The organism is Streptomyces sichuanensis (genome assembly GCF_020328095.1).
Lineage (GTDB): Bacteria > Actinomycetota > Actinomycetes > Streptomycetales > Streptomycetaceae > Streptomyces > Streptomyces cinnamoneus.
The window spans coordinates 1-14,735 of record NZ_JAIXMK010000081.1; the positions used below are offsets into that span (position 1 = coordinate 1).

Genomic DNA, 14,735 nt, shown 5'->3' on the forward strand with positions numbered 1-14,735 from the left:
CACGGACCTCCGGGGTGCCGGCGGGGAGGGTGACGGGCTCGGCGTCGCCCGCCTCGGCTGCCACGCGGTGGGGACGGGTCTCGGAGAGGTAGGCGTCGAGGGCGGCGATCCGCAGCGGACGCGGGGCCTCGCGCAGCAGGACGTCGAGCCGGGTGCCGGAGGAGTCGCGGCAGATCGACGGGTCGGTCTCGCCCGCCTCGAAGGCACAGCCGCCGAAGGAGCCGCCGAGGCGGACGAGGACGTACTGGTTGAGATAGGTGGTGTCGCCACCGGCCAGGCGGGTGCCGTGGTGGATCCAGAACACGCTGGTCGCGACAAGATCGGAGGGGAGCGGGCCGTGTTCACCCGCGAGGACGGCCTCGACGAGCGCGTCGACGGTCGAAGGGATGGAAGGGGCGGGGGATGTCCGGGTCATGGGATTCCTGTTCATGGAGAAGGGTGGGGCGTTGTGGCCGCGGCAGGCGTGCCGAGCGGTCCGCGGTACGTGACCGCGGGGTGCCCCAGGGCGTCGGTGGTGAGTTCGGCGTCCACCTCGAAGACCTCGGCGAGCCGCTCGGCGGTCAGGACCGCGGCGGGGGTGCCGGAGGCGATCAGGCGGCCGTGGTGCAGGAGCAGCAGCCGGTCGCAGTAGCGGGCGGCGAGCGACAGGTCGTGCAGCGCGACCAGGACCGTCTGCCCGGTACCGGTCAGCAGCCGCATCAGTTCCAGCTGGTGTTTGACGTCGAGGTGGTTGGTGGGCTCGTCGAGCAGGAGCCCGTACGGCTGCTGGGCCAGCGCGCGGGCGATGTGGGCGCGCTGCCGTTCGCCGCCCGACAGGGCCTTCCAGGAGCGGCCGGCGAGCGCGGTGAGCCCGACGCGCTCCAGTGCGGCGGCGACCACCGCCCGGTCCGTGGCGTCCGGTCCGCGCCAGCGGTCCCGGAACGGGGTCCGCCCCAGGGCCACGACGTCGGCGACCCGCAGATCGCTGTCCGCGCCCGAGTCCTGTTCGACGAAGGCGACATGACGGGCGATCCGGCGCGCGCTCCAGTCCCGTACGGGCTCGCCGTCGTAGTGGACCGTGCCCGCGTCGGGTGCCCGCAGGCCGGCCAGGCAGCGCAGCAGCGACGACTTGCCCGAGCCGTTGGGTCCGAGCAGCCCGACCGTCTCGCCGGGGGCGATGTCCGCGCTGACGCCGCGTACGACCGGTGTGCCCGCCACCGACCAGCTCAGCTCTTCGGCGGTGATCCTCACAGTTCACCTCTCTTGCGCAGGACGAGGAGGAAGAGCGGTACGCCGAGCAGCGCGGTGATCACGCCCACGGGGACCTCGCGGGGTGCGAAGGCGATCCGCGCCAGCGCGTCCGTCCACACCAGGAAGACCGCGCCCGCGAGCGCCGCGTACGGCAGCAGCACCCGGTGCAGCGGCCCGACGAGGAACCGCACGCCGTGGGGGACGATCAGCCCGACGAAACCGATGGCGCCGACGGTGGCCACCGCCACCGCGGTCAGCGTGGCCGTGACCACGAGCAGCAGCATCCGCGTGCGCCGTACGCCGATCCCGAGGGACGCGGCGGTGTCGGTGCCGAACGCGAGCCCGTCGAGGGCGTTCGAGCACAGCCACGCCGCCGCCAGCCCCAGCGGGGTGACGACCGCGCAGACCACGACGGTGTTCCAGCGCGCCGGCGCCATCGACCCCAGCAGCCAGTGGGTGACGGCCCGCGTGGTGTCCGCGTCCGCCGAGGCCATCAGGACGAGCGAGGTCAGCGCGGTGAAGAGCTGGCCGACGACCACGCCGGTGAGGACGATGCGGACCGAGTCCAGCCCCGTGCGCCGCAGCAGCAACAGCAGCAGCCCGAAGGAGAGCAGCGCCCCGGCGAGCGCGCCGCCGGTGACTCCCAGGGCGCTCGCGCCCACTCCGAGGACGACGACGGTGACGGCTCCCGTCGACGCGCCCGAGGAGACGCCGAGCAGGTAGGGGTCGGCGAGCGCGTTGCGGGTGACCGCCTGGAGCACCGTGCCGCACACGGCGAGCGAGGCGCCGACGAGGGCGGCCATCAGCACGCGCGGCAGCCGCAGGTCCCAGATGAGGGAGTCCACCAGCGGGGGCAACGGCTCCACGTCCAGGCCGAGACGGGTGCCGAGGACGCGGGCGAGGTCGGTCCAGCCCACGTCGGCGGTGCCGATGCGCACGGCCGCCGTGACCGAGCCGGCCAGGGCGAGCGCGGCGAGGAGGAAGAGGACCGCCCGGGTCGCGGTGGGCCGGCCGGACCGCGGGGTAGTGACGGGCCCTTCCGCCGCCACCAGCCCGCGGGCTGCCGGAAGCAGGAGGTCCACCGATCCGCGCCGGGCCGTCGCCCCCCTCCGGGCCACCGGGTCAGCGGACATACCCGAGGTCCTTCATCCCCTTGGCCAGCAGTCCCAGGGCGTGCACCGAGCGCACGGACGGGTCCAGCTCGATGCCCGGCACCTCCAGGATCTTGTTGTCACGGACCGCTGCGAGCTTGGAGACCACCGGGTGCCCGGTCATCGCGGCGCGCTTCTCGGCGGCGCTGTCGCCCGGCCGTCCGCGCTCGGACAGGTCGCCGATCACGATGAAGTCGGGGTCGCGTTCGGCGACTTCCTCCCAGGAGACCTCCGGCCAGTCCTCGTTCACGTCGTCGAAGGCGTTCTTCGCGCCGACGATCCGGCTCATCTCGCTGGGCAGGCCGCTCCTGCCCGCCACGTACGGCATGCCGTTGAAGACGGAGTAGAGGTAGACCACGGTGGGCCGGTCGTCGCCCCGGGGAACCCTGGAGGCGTTCTCCCCGGCCCTGGCGACCGCCGCGCGCTGGTCGGCGGCGAGTTTGCGGGCCCGCTCCTCGGTGCCGAAGACCTTGCCCAGGTTCTCGTAGTCGGAGAAGAGGAGCTCGAAGGGTGTCTTGCCGGCCGGGTTCTGCTGCGGGCAGTCGACGGCGCTGACGAAGGTGGGGACCTTGAGGGAGGCCAGCTCCTCGCGGGTGCCGGCGCGGTCCTTGGTGTAGAGGTCCGTGGAGCCGGCGACGACGAAGTCGGGCGTGGCGGCGCGCAGCTGCTCGCCCGTGGCGATCTTCGGGGCGATGACCGGGACCTTGGCGTACGCGGCCCCGTACTGCGGGGGGATCTTCGTCTTGAGGTTGGCCGTTCCCGCCATCCGGTCCTGGAGCCCGAGTTCGAGCAGGGTCTCGGTCGAGGTCTGGTCCAGGGCGACGGCCCGCTTCGGGGGCCCGGCGACGGACACCTGGTGGCCGCAGCTGGTGACGGAGGCCGCCTGGGCGGAGGCCCGGGTCCCGGGCTCGGCGTTCGTTATGGAGCCGTCGCCGGCTGCCGTGGAGCAGCCCGCGGTGGCAAGAGCGAGAGCCAGGGCGATGCCGAGGCGGGTGGGGTGGCGCATGGGTTCTCCGGTCTGGGAGGGGAGGGGGATCCGGGAGAGGAAGGCGTGGGTGTTGTCGTGCACCGGGCAGAAGTGCCGCGTTCGAAGGGTACTGTAATGGTATTCATTTTCATTAACGAATCCGGGTGCGGTTCGCCGAGCCGTCACCCCCACACCCGAGGAGCGACCACACCGTGCCGACCGCACCCGCACCGACAGCCACCAAGTCCGATGCACCGCCCCCGCGTTCGGTTCTCCGCGACACCGCGTTCCTGCGCCTGTGGGCGGGCACCACCGCCTCCGGCCTCGCGACCTGGGCCCTGCCCTTCGTCCTCGGACTCGCTGTCCTCCACCGTGACCTCGGCGCCGCCGGCCTCGGCCTGGTCCTCGCCGCACGCACCGCCGGCTTCCTCGTCGCCGTCACCGTCGGCGGCGTGCTGGCCGACCGGCACTCCCGCCGCGCGGTCGTCCTCTGGTCGGCCCTCGCGGCCGCGGTCGCCGCCCCCCTCCTCGCCGCCGGCCTCGGCCGCTCGCTCCTGCTGATGACGGCCGCCGCCGCCATGGCGGGCGCCGGACAGGGCGCCTGCCGCCCGGCGTTCCAGGCGCTCACCGCCGAGACCGTCGTCCCCGAGCGCCGTCAGCAGGCCAACGCCGCCATGACCATGGCGGTACGGAGCGCCACGCTCACCGGACCCGCCCTGACCGCGCTGCTCGCGGCCTTCCTCGACGTCCCGGCGCTCCTGCTCGGCATCGGCCTGCTGTGGCTGGTCGCCGCGCTCGTCCCGGGCAAGGGGGCCGCTGCAGCGACCCTCACCGCCGAGCCCGCCCCGCGCGCCGGCTTCCGCGCCGAGTTCCTGGAGGGGATACGCGAGGCGCGCCGCCACCCCTGGTTCCTCGCCGGACTGGCCGCTCTCGTCGCCGTCATCGCCCTCGGCTACTCCGCCACCAGCGTCGCCCTGCCCCTGATCAGCCGGGACCGCTACGACACCGAGTGGGTGCTGGCCGCGGCCATGACCGCGTACACGGTGGGTGCGCTCGGCGGGGCCCTGGTCATCGCCCGCTGGCGGCCGCGTTCCCAGGGCTGGGCCGCCTTCGCCGGGCTGGCCGCGTACGGTGTCGCACCGCTGAGCCTGATGCTGCCCGTGCACCCGGTCGTGGTCGTCGCCGCGTACGCCGTCGCCGGGATCGGCATCGAGCTGTTCAACGTGCCCTGGTTCACGGCCACCCAGCGCGAGGTCGCCCCGGAGAAGCTGGCCCGCGTCTCCTCGCTGGACTTCCTGGTGTCCTACGGCCTGGCGCCCGTCGGCCTGGCCCTGATCGCCCCGGCCATCGACGCGTTCGGAGTCGCGCCCGTCCTCGCCGTGTGCGCCGCCGCCTGCTTCCTCGTACCGGCCGCGGCGGCCCTGGTGCCCACCGCCCGCCACTTCGCACGCACGGCCCCGGCGACGAGGGACTGACCGCCGGGCAGGTCACGTACGTCGTCCCCGCCCCGACCTGGCGGGCGAGGGCCCCGGCCGGTCGTTCCGCTACCGGCCGGGGAGCCCGGCCGGACGGCTGCGGGCGGTCTTTCGGTGCATGGGATCAGGCGGAGACCGGATGCAGTCGCGCCTCCCGACCGGCACCGGTCGTCGGCGACGGGAATATCCGCTGGCCAACGGCCGCCGGGCATGGAACGGTTGACGACATGTCGATATCCTCCGCCTTTTCCACCCCTTCCGCTTCTTCGGTGTCTTCGGTGTCTTCGGCGTCCTCCGAGCCGGCCGCATCCGGCCGTCCTGAACTGCTCTTGGTTCACGGAGCCTGGCACGGTTCGTGGTGCTGGGAGAAGGTGCGGGCCGCTCTCGCAGCCCGCGGCCGGCACGTACGCACCGTCGATCTGCCCAGCGCTGTCTCCGAGGAGTCGAGCGGGCGGCTGCCGGGAGTAGCCGACGACGCGCGGGTGGTCCGCGAAGCGATCGACGGCGTCGACGGCCCGGTGGTCGTGGTGGCACATTCCTACGGTGGCATCCCCGTCACGGAGGCCACCGCCGGTGCCGCGAACGTCACGCACATCGTCTACTTGACGGCTTTCCAGCTCGATATCGGCGAGAGCGCCTTTTCCTTCCTCGGGATCCCGCACGCCGATCCGGATTCGGTCGAAGGCACCTACCCGGTCCCTGAGAACGGCTCGGACACGTTCTACAGGGACGTGCCGAAGACCGTGCGGGACGAGGCGCTGGCCAGGTTGGTGCCCCAGAGCGCGCGGTCTTTCACCGAACCCGTGACCCGGGCCGGCTGGCACACCCTGCCCTCCACCTACATCGTCTGCGACGACGACCGGAGTCTGTCGCCTTCGCACCAGGAGAGGATGGCCGAACGAGCAGGGACGGTTCGTCATCTGCCCGGCGGACACTCACCGTTCCTCGCAGCACCGGAGGAGCTGGCCACGCTGCTGGCGGAGATCGCAGGTCCGGTGGCGCCCTTCACGGGTTCGCAGCCCGAGGCGTAGCGGTCTGGGAGCCGGCTCGGTGCCGGCGCTGGTCATGCGCGGCCGTCTGGTGTGCGTGTGGGCTTGGTCGGTCTGGCGCTCGATCAAGCCCGTGACCTCCGGGGTGCGCGGGACCTGCGAGCCGGAGCAGGGCCCCGACGCGTTCGCGGAGGATGACACGCCCGAGCCGAGTTGTTGCGGGCGGTGAGGGTGTCGGGGTGTTCGGGCCCCACCGGTCGCTCGGTGGCCAACTGCCCCGCGACTGTGCCTGTCGGCTCCATTTCGTGCGAGGCTTGTGCTGGACTGTCCCGGCAGAATCCGTACGTGACAATGGGGTGAAGGCGATGCCTCTTGAGGGCGAGTACGAGCCGAGTCCGGCGCAGTGGGTGCGCGAACAGGTCGAGCTGTACGAGAGTTCGGGTGGCACACAGGGCACAACGCTCTGGGACACGGGCCTGCCGGTCGTCATTGTCACGATGCGCGGCGCGAAGAGCGGCAGGATCCGCAAGATTCCGCTGATGCGCGTGGAGCACGAGGGGCGGTACGCGGCGGTGGCCTCGAAGGGCGGCTTCCCGCGCCACCCTGTCTGGTACTTCAACCTCAAGGCCGACCCACAGGTGGATCTCCAGGACGGCCCCACACACGAGAGCATGATCGCCCGTGAGCTCACGGGGGACGAGAAGGCACAGTGGTGGCAGCGCGCGGTCGCCGCGTATCCGCCCTACGCCGAATACCAGGAGAAGACCGACCGCGTGATCCCCGTCTTCGTACTCGAACCCGAGCACCTGGCCGGGCCGACGAAGAACCCGGCACCGACCAGGAACTGAACGCCTGGACAGGCCCACCTGGCCTTGTCCCGGAATGCGAACCGAACCAGGGCGGGGCGCCACCAGAGCGCTGTGCGGCGGCCCATGAACACGGTTGTGACTGAGCGTCGTAGTTGCTCCGGCCACCCTTCCCATGATGCCTACGCTCACGTGACGCCGTCCTTCAGGTGTGCGGATCAGCCGCCCTGACCTGCGCTGCCGATCGGGCCGACCTTCACCGGGGAGCCGGAGCCGTCCGTGACGGGCAACGTGGCGGCGCCCGGCCACGGAAGGGAGACCGTCTTCGTGTCGTTCGGCGGGGTCACCAGAAGTCCCGTGACGCGGACGCCGGAGCCGCCCGACGTGTTGTACGGATAGTTGATGCCGAAGAACGTCGACTGCCCGGCCTTGAGGATGGCCGAGGGGGCCTGCTCACCAGTGCGCTTCGCGGACAGCGATCCCGCGTTGGTCTTCAGGTCGACGCCCGCGTACCCGGACATCGCACAGCTGCGGTCACCGCGGTTCTTCAGCTCCACCACGACGGTGCCATCGGGGTCACCGTCGATGGTGCCGTCCTTCGCCGTGATCTCCAGATCGTCGGTGCGGCACTTGGCGGCCTTGCCGCTCTCCTTGGAGCCGGTCCCGGTGGTCGCGCCCTGCCCGCCGGAGCTCTTCCCGGCCGAGCCCTTTCCGGCGGGGGTCTGCCCGGCGGAGTCCTTTCCGCCGCCCTGGTCCGAACCGCCCGCGCCCGAGCCGTCGGAGCCCGGGCCACCGCCCGAGGAAGACGCAGAGGGCGGGGACGACGGAGCGCTTCGGCCCTTGCCGTCATCGTCGCTCTGGCATGCCGTGAGCGTGAGACCCGCGGCGATGGCCAGAGCGACGAAGGTTAACTTTCGAACGCGCATTGTTTCTTCCTCATATCGGTTGGGGGCGTCGGACGCTCAGTGCGAGTCGGTACGAGCGAGTGTTTCTGACCACGAGGATGCACCCGGCCCAGCCAACCGTTCCGCCCAAACGCTCCTCATACCTCCTGTTACATGCACACCAGGCGTGACGGGCACCGCCACCGGGCGATCCCCGCCCGCCCCGGCCTGTCCCTGCCGTCGCCCAGGGCGGGAATCAGCCGGGCCGGCCGGGGCGCCGAGTCACCCCTCGGCGATGGTCACTGTGAGGACCACCAGGTCGACGAGGTGACGGCGGTGAAGCCCAGCGACTCGTACAGCGGCCGTCCGAGCCGTGAGGCGGTGAGTGTCACCGGAAGATTCGCCATGGGAGCGAGCGAGCCGAGCATGACGGCCCGTCCGGCGCCGCGGGAGCGGTGCGCCGACGGCGTGCCGACCCAGTAGTGGCTGCCGGACCCGTCGTGGACGACGGTGACACCGGCTCCGACCGCCTCGCCGTCGAGGACGGCGAGAAAGACGTCCACGCCTGCCTGCTCGGTCAGTGTCGTGGGGAACATCTCGCCGGGACGGTAGGGGGTGAACCTGGTCAGCTCGAAGCCCTCGATCACGATCTGCTCGGCAGTCTGCAGCTCGGGCGTCCGCTGGACTCGGATCACCTCCATCGCGGGGGCGGCGACAGGGCCGGGCGGGCGCACCATGATCGGCATCTGCCAGTTGCGCATGCCCAGGTGACTCAGGTCGGTGGAACTGAACGGATCCTCAACGTCCACCGGTCCGTTCGATCGGCCGGCCAGCTCGGTCAGCTCGGCGAACTCGTGCGCGTCGCAGTCGGGTTCCTGCAGCAAGATGCGTGTCCCGGCGCGCTTGTCACCGAGCACGGCGAGGAAGCTGCGTCGGCGGATCACCTCGTGACCGCGGGAGTTTCCGGTTGCTGCCCAGAACGCGGCGGAGTTGCGGGCCTGGCGTATCGCCGCGTCGTCGAAGGCCGCGGGGTGATCCGGACGGTCCTGCCTGCTTCGATCCTCGACACGAGCGTCGGGGGCGGTCTGCTGAGTATTGGCCACGGATGGCTCCTGTTCAGTCATTGTGCGGTGAACCGGGCGAAGGGGCAGGCGGGGCCCGAGCAGAAGTCGGCTCAGGTCTTCGTCATGCCTCCGAACCCAACGACGTAATGTCTCTGATAGCTGGGCCGATCTCAACCGAGATAGCCGAGCCATTCACCCTCTGCGGTTTCGCCCGAGCCCGCCCCCACCGACAACGCCTGACGGCCCCGGGCTGATGCGGTGAGACGCAGGCGGGGGGTGCCCCCATGGGTTTGGTCAAGGCGGTGGGGCGAGGATGGTGCCATGACGATCTGGTTCCGTGCCTATGACGAGGATGAAGATCTGTGGCAGTACTTCGAGGCGGATGGTGAGGGCTGGGCGGTCCGTCAGGTTGAGATTCGGGGGGTGGATTCGCGGCCGGTGACGGCCGCGTCTCTGAAGGAGGTCCTGTATCTGCGTGATCACTGCGATCGGGCGGCGATGAGCCGGTATGAGCAGCAGTACGGAGTTCTGGCGGACGGCAGAGTCTTCGACGGCTGGGAGGACGAACTGGATGCCGATGAGCTCTCCGTCGAGGAGTTCGAGCAGGTGTGGGCTCGGGCGAGGCAGGCCCTTGGCGGTCAGGCTGACACGTAGCGGGTCTCGGTTCGTAGAAGGTGCCGCCGCGGAGCATCGTGAAGAGCACGTCGGCCCGTCGTCTCGCGAGGCAGAGCAGGGCTTGGGCGTGGTGTTTGCCTTGGCTGATCTCTTGTCGTAGTGGGCCCTGGAGGCCGGGTCGGCCAGGGCTGCGAACGCCGACAGGAAGAAGGCCCGTTTGAGCTGCCGTGTCAGCGTGATCAGCCGTCGGTGTCCGGCCTTGCGGATCTGGGCCGGGGACCCGAACCGTTTCAGCAGCATCAGGACGGCCGGGTGCGAAGGCCAGGTTCTCACGAGCCGCTTTCTCCCGCTCCTGGGCGGCGTGGCCCGCCTCCACCGCGCGGTGGCGCTCGATCGCCAGGGCGGCGATGTCGCTGACGATCAGCGGTTCCTGCCGCTGGGCAGCCGTGCCGCACGAGCCGACTCCGTCGCCGATGGCGATCCCGTCGATCGCGTCGTTGTAGAAGCCGGGCAGCGTGGGGCGGTGCCGTGGCACGGGTGGCGGCCGTCGGGATCGAGGAGCAGCACCGAGACGGTCATGTCCGGAGAGAGCTCCTCGATCGCCCTCGCCATGCCGGTCAGGATCTCGCTCAGCGGGACGTCACGCGCGATCTGCTCCAGCAGGACGCGCTGCTCGGCAGCCAGCAGCTGCGTGTGGTGGTACGCGGTGGTCTCCACCGCGATCACTGTCACCCCGTTCACCCGGCCGACCGCATCCCGCCGGGGCCCGTAGGTGATGTCGAAGAATTCCTCCCGGTGGTCTCTTCGCCCACCGAGCGCGAGGTGCCCGCCCCGGTTCCGGCGCACGGCCCCGGTGCGGTACACCTCGTCGAGCCGGTCGAGGACACTCTGCCGGACCAACGAGGACCGCCGGAGCCTGCCCGAACAGGCCCGTGTGCTCCTCGCTAGGTCCGTGTACGTCCCCACCCACGCTGTCGCGTCGTACCTCCACTCCGGCACACCGCTGCGAAGCCCCCCACGTGGCAACCGCACCCGCCCGGCGCGTCATCGCCTGGCGGACCTGATCGACCGCGGTGAAAATGGTGATCACGAGCTCTGCCGGGGCGCGAGCTCTCCAGGCGAGATGCGGAGATGAGTGCAGGGGTGAAGTCCTTCGGTGGTCCGGTCGAGCCCGCCGCGCCGCTCTCGTCCGGCCCCGGCGCGGGCGAGAAGGGGCTCAAGGCCGATGCCCTGGGACTGGTCTCCTCGGTCGCCATGGGCCTGTCCTCCACCGCTCCGGCGTACAGCCTGGCGGCGACGCTCGGCCTGATCGTTGCGGGGGTCGGCCTCCAGGCCCCGGTCGTGACGATGCTGGCCTTCGTCCCGATGCTGCTGATCGCGTACGCCTACCGGGAGCTCAATGCGGGCGACGCCGACTGCGGGACCACCTTCACCTGGGCCTCCCGCGCCTTCGGCCCGCGCATCGGCTGGATGGGCGGCTGGGGCATCATCGTCGCCGACGTCATCGCCATGGCGAACCTCGCGGAGATCGCCGGCATCTACGGCTTCCGGCTGCTGGGGTTCGACTCGCTCGCCGAGGACCGGCTGTGGACCACCGTCGCGGGGGTCACCTGGATCGCCGTGACGACCGCGGTCTGCTACGTGGGCATCGAGGTGTCGGCGGCTCTCCAGCGCTGGCTGGTGTGCGCCGAGGTGGCGGTGCTGGTCCTGTTCGCGGTGACCGCCCTGGTCAGGGTCTACACCGACGGGCCGCCGACGGCGATCCACGTCTCCGCCTCCTGGTTCAACCCCCTCCACGTGCCGTCGGCCAGGGAGCTGACCGCGGGCCTCCTCGCCGCGGTCTTCATCTACTGGGGCTGGGACACCGCCGTCGCGGTCAACGAGGAGACCTCCGACAGCAGGCACACCCCCGGACGGGCGGCGGTCGTCTCCACCGTGCTCCTGCTGGGCATCTACGCCCTGGTGGCGACGTCGGCGCAGGCGTTCGCCGGGATCGGCACCGAGGGCACCGGTCTGGGCAACGCGGCCAACTCCGGGGACGTGCTCTCCGGCCTGGGCGGCGCCGTCTTCGGCACCACCGGCCCCGGCTGGTTCCTCACCAAGTTGCTCATCTTCACGGTGCTGACCTCTGCGGTCGCGTCCACCCAGACCACCATCCTGCCGCTGGCCCGCACCGTCTTCTCCATGGCCGCCCACAAGGCCGTCCCGTCGCGCTTCGCCCGGGTGCACCGCCGGTTCCTCACCCCGACCTGGTCGACGGTCGGCATGGGCCTGGTCTCCATCGGCTTCCTCGTCCTGCTGACCGTGATCAGCCACGATGTGCTGGCCGACTCCATCAGCGCGGTCGGCCTCGCGATCGCCTTCTACTACGGCCTCACCGGCTTCGCCTGCGTCTGGTGCTACCGCGGGCGGCTCACGCGCAGCCCCCGGGACCTGCTGTTCAAGGGGGTGCTTCCGGGGCTGGGCGGGCTCCTGATGCTCAGCCTGTTCTGCTACGCCGCCTTCGTCGTCTACGCCGCCCCGGACTACGGCTCGACCTCCTTCGATCTGCCGCTCCTCGGGCGCACCGGCGGGGTGAGCGTCGTGGGCCTGGGCGCCCTGCTGGTCGGTGTCGTCCTGATGCTGGTCATCACGCGGGAACACACCGCCGCCCTCAAACTGCAACGCGGTCTGCTGCCCCACCACCTGCCGTCGCTGACCGGGGTCGAGGCGGCCAGCCGCTACATGCCCGCCGACAGCCGCTCCGGGGTGGGCGGCGACTGGTTCGACGTCATCCCGCTGTCGAGCTCCCGGGTCGGCCTGGTGGTCGGGGACGTGCGCGGCCACGGGCTGCGCGCCGCCGCCACCATGGGCCGGCTGCGTACGAGCGTACGGGTCCTGGCCCGGCTCGACCTCGCCCCGGACGAGCTGCTCGCGCGCCTGGACGACGTGGTCGGACGGACCGTCGAGGAGCAGGCCGCCGAGGAACGGGCGAACGGCCACGGCGGGGGCGGGCCGGGAGCCGGCGGCGACGAGGCCCTCGGGGTCACCTGCCTGTACGCCGTCTACGACCCGGCGTCCGGGCGGTGCAGCATGGCGCGCGCGGGCCACTCGCCGCCCGTCGTCGTCGACCCCGCCCGCGGCGCCGTCAGCCGTCCGGACCTCCCGGAGGGCCCGCCCCTGGGCCTGGGCGGCGCGCCCTTCCAGAGCGTGGAACTCCAGCTCCCGCCCGGCAGCCTGCTCGCCCTGTTCACCGACGGTCTCGTCCAGACCCCGGACCACGACACCGAGACGGGGACCGGCCTGCTCGCCGGCGTCCTCACCGAGTGCCGGCGCCCCTTGGAGGAGCTCTGCGACCGTACCGTGGCCGAGCTGCTGCCCGGCCCGGTGGACGACGACGCGGCCCTGCTCCTGGTCCGTACCCGGATGCTCGGCGAGCACCAGGTGGCGGTCTGGGAGCTGGACGCCGACCCCGCCGGCGTAGCGCGGGCCCGGTCCGTCACCAGCGGGCAGCTGGACGAGTGGGGTCTCGGGGACCTGTCGTTCACGACCGAGCTGATCGTCAGCGAGCTGGTCACCAACGCCGTCCGCTACGCCTCCGGCGGGCCGGTCCACGTCCGGCTGATCCGTGACCGCAGCCTCGTCTGCGAGGTCGCCGACACCGGCCACACCTCGCCCCACCTGCGCCACGCCGCCGCCGACGACGAGGGGGGCCGGGGCCTGTTCATCGTCGCCCAGCTCACCCAGCGGTGGGGCACCCGCTACACCCCCACCGGCAAGACCATCTGGACCGAGCAGCCCTTGCCGACCGCCGAGTGAGCCTCCGGCTCAGCGTTGCGGCGAGCCTGCTACCGGCCGGTCACTGCCAGCCTTGCGTCACCTTGGCGGGGGCGGTGTTCCAGCTCTTGGGTATGAACGTGATCACGTAGGCTCCGCGGTCGAAGTCCGCGTACCCGGCAGACCAGTTCTGGAACTTGCTCTCGTGTACGTGCATGGGGCCCAGGGCGCTGTTGGGCGCGTGATAGTGGTCGCCGTGGGTCCATATGGTCTTGTCGGCATCCGCTTCTGTTTGGGCCCCAAACCATCCGTAGTCGAAGTTGACCCAGCCTTCGCCGGGTTTGGCGGGACTGCGCGGAACGTTTCTGTCCTTCGACATGTCGACCAGGCCCGTGCCCTGGGCGGGGCGGAAGGCGTCCGGGTCGCCGTACTTCCTCTTGTCGGAGGAGCCCCGCTGGTCCTGTCCGCTCCAGAAGTGCTTCGAGTAGATCACCGCCTTCATCTTGGACGGGTCGTAGTTGCCTCCGTCCCTCTCCTTGAAGGACGGCGTGTTCCTCAGCGCCGAGTAGAAGTTCGAGCGACCGTCCTCCTGGAGCAGAGCGTCATTGTTGTTCGCGAGCTCCTTCTTGAGGTTGCCGAGGTAAGCCCCCTCGTCGTGGGCATTTTCAAGGGCCCTGTTCATGATGGCCGCCACATCGCGCGCCCGCTTGAAGCCCTTCCCCTCGTCGAAGCTGTCCTTGGCGATGCGACCCTCGAACTCCGCCCGCGTTTCGCCGGGTCGGGGTCTGGTGTTCGTGAGGTCGTTCCTGTACTTGTTCTCGTCGAAGGACGCAAACGCCAGTTTGTTCGTCGGGTAGGGGCCCGAATTGGCCCAGGTGACGCCGACGCAACCGTAGGAGAGCTTTTCTCGCTGCTCTTCGTTCATTTGCTGCTTCTTGCCGTCGCGGTGACTGTAGACCTGCTGCCACTTGCGTATGTAGTTGTTGACGACCGTGGTGGCTCTGCCTCCGTAGGCCCGGTACGCGTCAGGCATCCTGTCGAGCGGCTCGGCGGGAGGGGTTTCCCGGTCGTCGACGAAGCCGGGGGCCCGGAGGGACGGGCCGGCGCTCGGAGGCAGTCCCGCCGGAGGCTTGACGGGTTGACCCACGGTCAGAGCTCGTTCGTTCAGTGCGTTGATGTTCTCGACGTCATCCGCCGTCAGGCCGTGCGTTTCGGCGTAGGACCCCTTCTTTCCACCGTCGCCGCTGCCGGCGGCCTGACTGACCGACGGCACGAATCCAGCGGTGCACATGACCGCACCCACAGTGGCGAAGGCGAGAACTCTCCGACGTTGATACATGAAGATCGATAACTCCCTTGTGGTGAAATCTCGTGGAACGAGGGCGTGCGAGAGCACGACGCAATGCAGGGGTTTGCGGCGAGCTGCCGCTCAGGGATTTTGGCCGCGTTGTCCTGCGGTGCCGCGCCGGCGGCAGGAGTGCAGTGAACGCGGGAGACTCAGTGGCGGCGCGGTCGTCGCCGCCCTGAGTGCCGGCCACCGGGCGGGCCGGGCCCGGCGTGGGCCGTTCGCCCGGGCCGGTCGGGGCCGGTGGCTCGCTACATGAGGGTCGTCGCCTCGGCGACGACGCGGGCCCGGTCCGGGTGGTCGGGGTCGCCGTAGCGGACCTCGACGCGCGGGGGAGAGAGCATGAACTCGGCGTCGGTCAGGCAGACCTGGCCGCGGTGGTCGACCGGGCTCACCGGGTGAGGGGCGGGGCGAGTGCCGCGGTCGCGGGGACGGTGGTGAGGGTGCGCAGAG

13 protein-coding genes and 2 pseudogenes are annotated in these 14,735 nt (G+C 71.0%); 5 read left to right on the plus strand and 10 right to left on the minus strand.

Annotated features, from left to right (window positions below; translation table 11 throughout):
- From LE181_RS21915 to LE181_RS21930, 4 genes and pseudogenes are all read right to left on the minus strand, one after another.
- A pseudogene (locus LE181_RS21915) lies at positions 1 to 415 on the minus strand (Rossmann-like domain-containing protein); the annotation flags it as partial.
- An 11-nt stretch (positions 416 to 426) separates the two neighbouring features.
- Positions 427 to 1,230, minus strand: a complete 804-nt coding sequence (locus tag LE181_RS21920; RefSeq protein WP_225663206.1) for an ABC transporter ATP-binding protein — start codon at positions 1,228 to 1,230, stop codon at positions 427 to 429.
- On the minus strand, positions 1,227 to 2,363 hold the full coding sequence (locus LE181_RS21925) for a FecCD family ABC transporter permease (RefSeq protein ID WP_225663208.1): 1,137 nt from the start codon (positions 2,361 to 2,363) through the stop codon (positions 1,227 to 1,229). The genes LE181_RS21920 and LE181_RS21925 overlap by 4 nt, the downstream gene beginning before the upstream one ends.
- Positions 2,353 to 3,450 carry an ABC transporter substrate-binding protein gene (locus LE181_RS21930; protein WP_225663217.1) on the minus strand — a complete coding sequence of 366 codons (1,098 nt, stop codon included), beginning with the start codon at positions 3,448 to 3,450 and terminating at the stop codon, positions 2,353 to 2,355. Before LE181_RS21930 ends, LE181_RS21925 begins: the two co-directional genes overlap by 11 nt.
- Positions 3,451 to 3,560: 110 nt before the next feature.
- Here LE181_RS21930 and LE181_RS21935 point away from each other — a divergent pair, with 110 nt between their 5' ends.
- From LE181_RS21935 to LE181_RS21945, 3 genes are all read left to right on the plus strand, one after another.
- On the plus strand, positions 3,561 to 4,823 hold the full coding sequence (locus LE181_RS21935; protein WP_225663219.1) for an MFS transporter: 1,263 nt from the start codon (positions 3,561 to 3,563) through the stop codon (positions 4,821 to 4,823).
- A 227-nt stretch (positions 4,824 to 5,050) separates the two neighbouring features.
- On the plus strand, positions 5,051 to 5,854 hold the full coding sequence (locus tag LE181_RS21940; protein ID WP_225663221.1) for an alpha/beta hydrolase: 804 nt from the start codon (positions 5,051 to 5,053) through the stop codon (positions 5,852 to 5,854).
- A gap of 323 nt (positions 5,855 to 6,177) precedes the next feature.
- A complete protein-coding gene (locus LE181_RS21945; RefSeq protein WP_225663223.1) occupies positions 6,178 to 6,660 on the plus strand; it encodes a nitroreductase family deazaflavin-dependent oxidoreductase in 483 nt (160 codons plus the stop codon).
- 176 nt (positions 6,661 to 6,836) lie between these two features.
- Here the strand turns inward: LE181_RS21945 and LE181_RS21950 are convergent, their stop codons facing one another.
- A complete protein-coding gene (locus LE181_RS21950; RefSeq protein ID WP_225663225.1) occupies positions 6,837 to 7,544 on the minus strand; it encodes a DUF4232 domain-containing protein in 708 nt (235 codons plus the stop codon).
- Positions 7,545 to 7,801: 257 nt separating this feature from the next.
- A complete protein-coding gene (locus LE181_RS21955) occupies positions 7,802 to 8,605 on the minus strand; it encodes a GNAT family N-acetyltransferase (RefSeq protein ID WP_225663227.1) in 804 nt (267 codons plus the stop codon).
- A 282-nt stretch (positions 8,606 to 8,887) separates the two neighbouring features.
- Between LE181_RS21955 and LE181_RS21960 the strand changes: the two genes are divergently transcribed.
- Complete coding sequence (locus tag LE181_RS21960) at positions 8,888 to 9,220, plus strand: hypothetical protein (RefSeq protein WP_225663229.1); 333 nt, start codon at positions 8,888 to 8,890, stop codon at positions 9,218 to 9,220.
- Between the two features lie 4 nt (positions 9,221 to 9,224).
- Here the strand turns inward: LE181_RS21960 and LE181_RS21965 are convergent.
- Both LE181_RS21965 and LE181_RS21970 read right to left on the minus strand, forming a co-directional pair.
- A pseudogene (locus tag LE181_RS21965) lies at positions 9,225 to 9,409 on the minus strand (IS110 family transposase); the annotation flags it as partial.
- A 192-nt stretch (positions 9,410 to 9,601) separates the two neighbouring features.
- The gene (locus LE181_RS21970) at positions 9,602 to 10,081 is read right to left on the minus strand and encodes a hypothetical protein (RefSeq protein ID WP_225663230.1); all 480 of its coding nucleotides are present in this window, start codon (positions 10,079 to 10,081) and stop codon (positions 9,602 to 9,604) included.
- Between the two features lie 231 nt (positions 10,082 to 10,312).
- Here LE181_RS21970 and LE181_RS21975 point away from each other — a divergent pair, with 231 nt between their 5' ends.
- Positions 10,313 to 12,979 carry a SpoIIE family protein phosphatase gene (locus LE181_RS21975; RefSeq protein WP_225663231.1) on the plus strand — a complete coding sequence of 889 codons (2,667 nt, stop codon included), beginning with the start codon at positions 10,313 to 10,315 and terminating at the stop codon, positions 12,977 to 12,979.
- 40 nt (positions 12,980 to 13,019) lie between these two features.
- Here LE181_RS21975 and LE181_RS21980 read toward each other — a convergent pair whose 3' ends face one another.
- Together LE181_RS21980 and LE181_RS21985 are read right to left on the minus strand one after the other, a co-directional pair.
- A complete protein-coding gene (locus tag LE181_RS21980) occupies positions 13,020 to 14,333 on the minus strand; it encodes a protein-glutamine gamma-glutamyltransferase (RefSeq protein WP_225663232.1) in 1,314 nt (437 codons plus the stop codon).
- Between the two features lie 200 nt (positions 14,334 to 14,533).
- On the minus strand, positions 14,534 to 14,677 hold the full coding sequence (locus LE181_RS21985) for a hypothetical protein (protein ID WP_225663233.1): 144 nt from the start codon (positions 14,675 to 14,677) through the stop codon (positions 14,534 to 14,536).
- Positions 14,678 to 14,735: the final 58 nt, after the last annotated feature.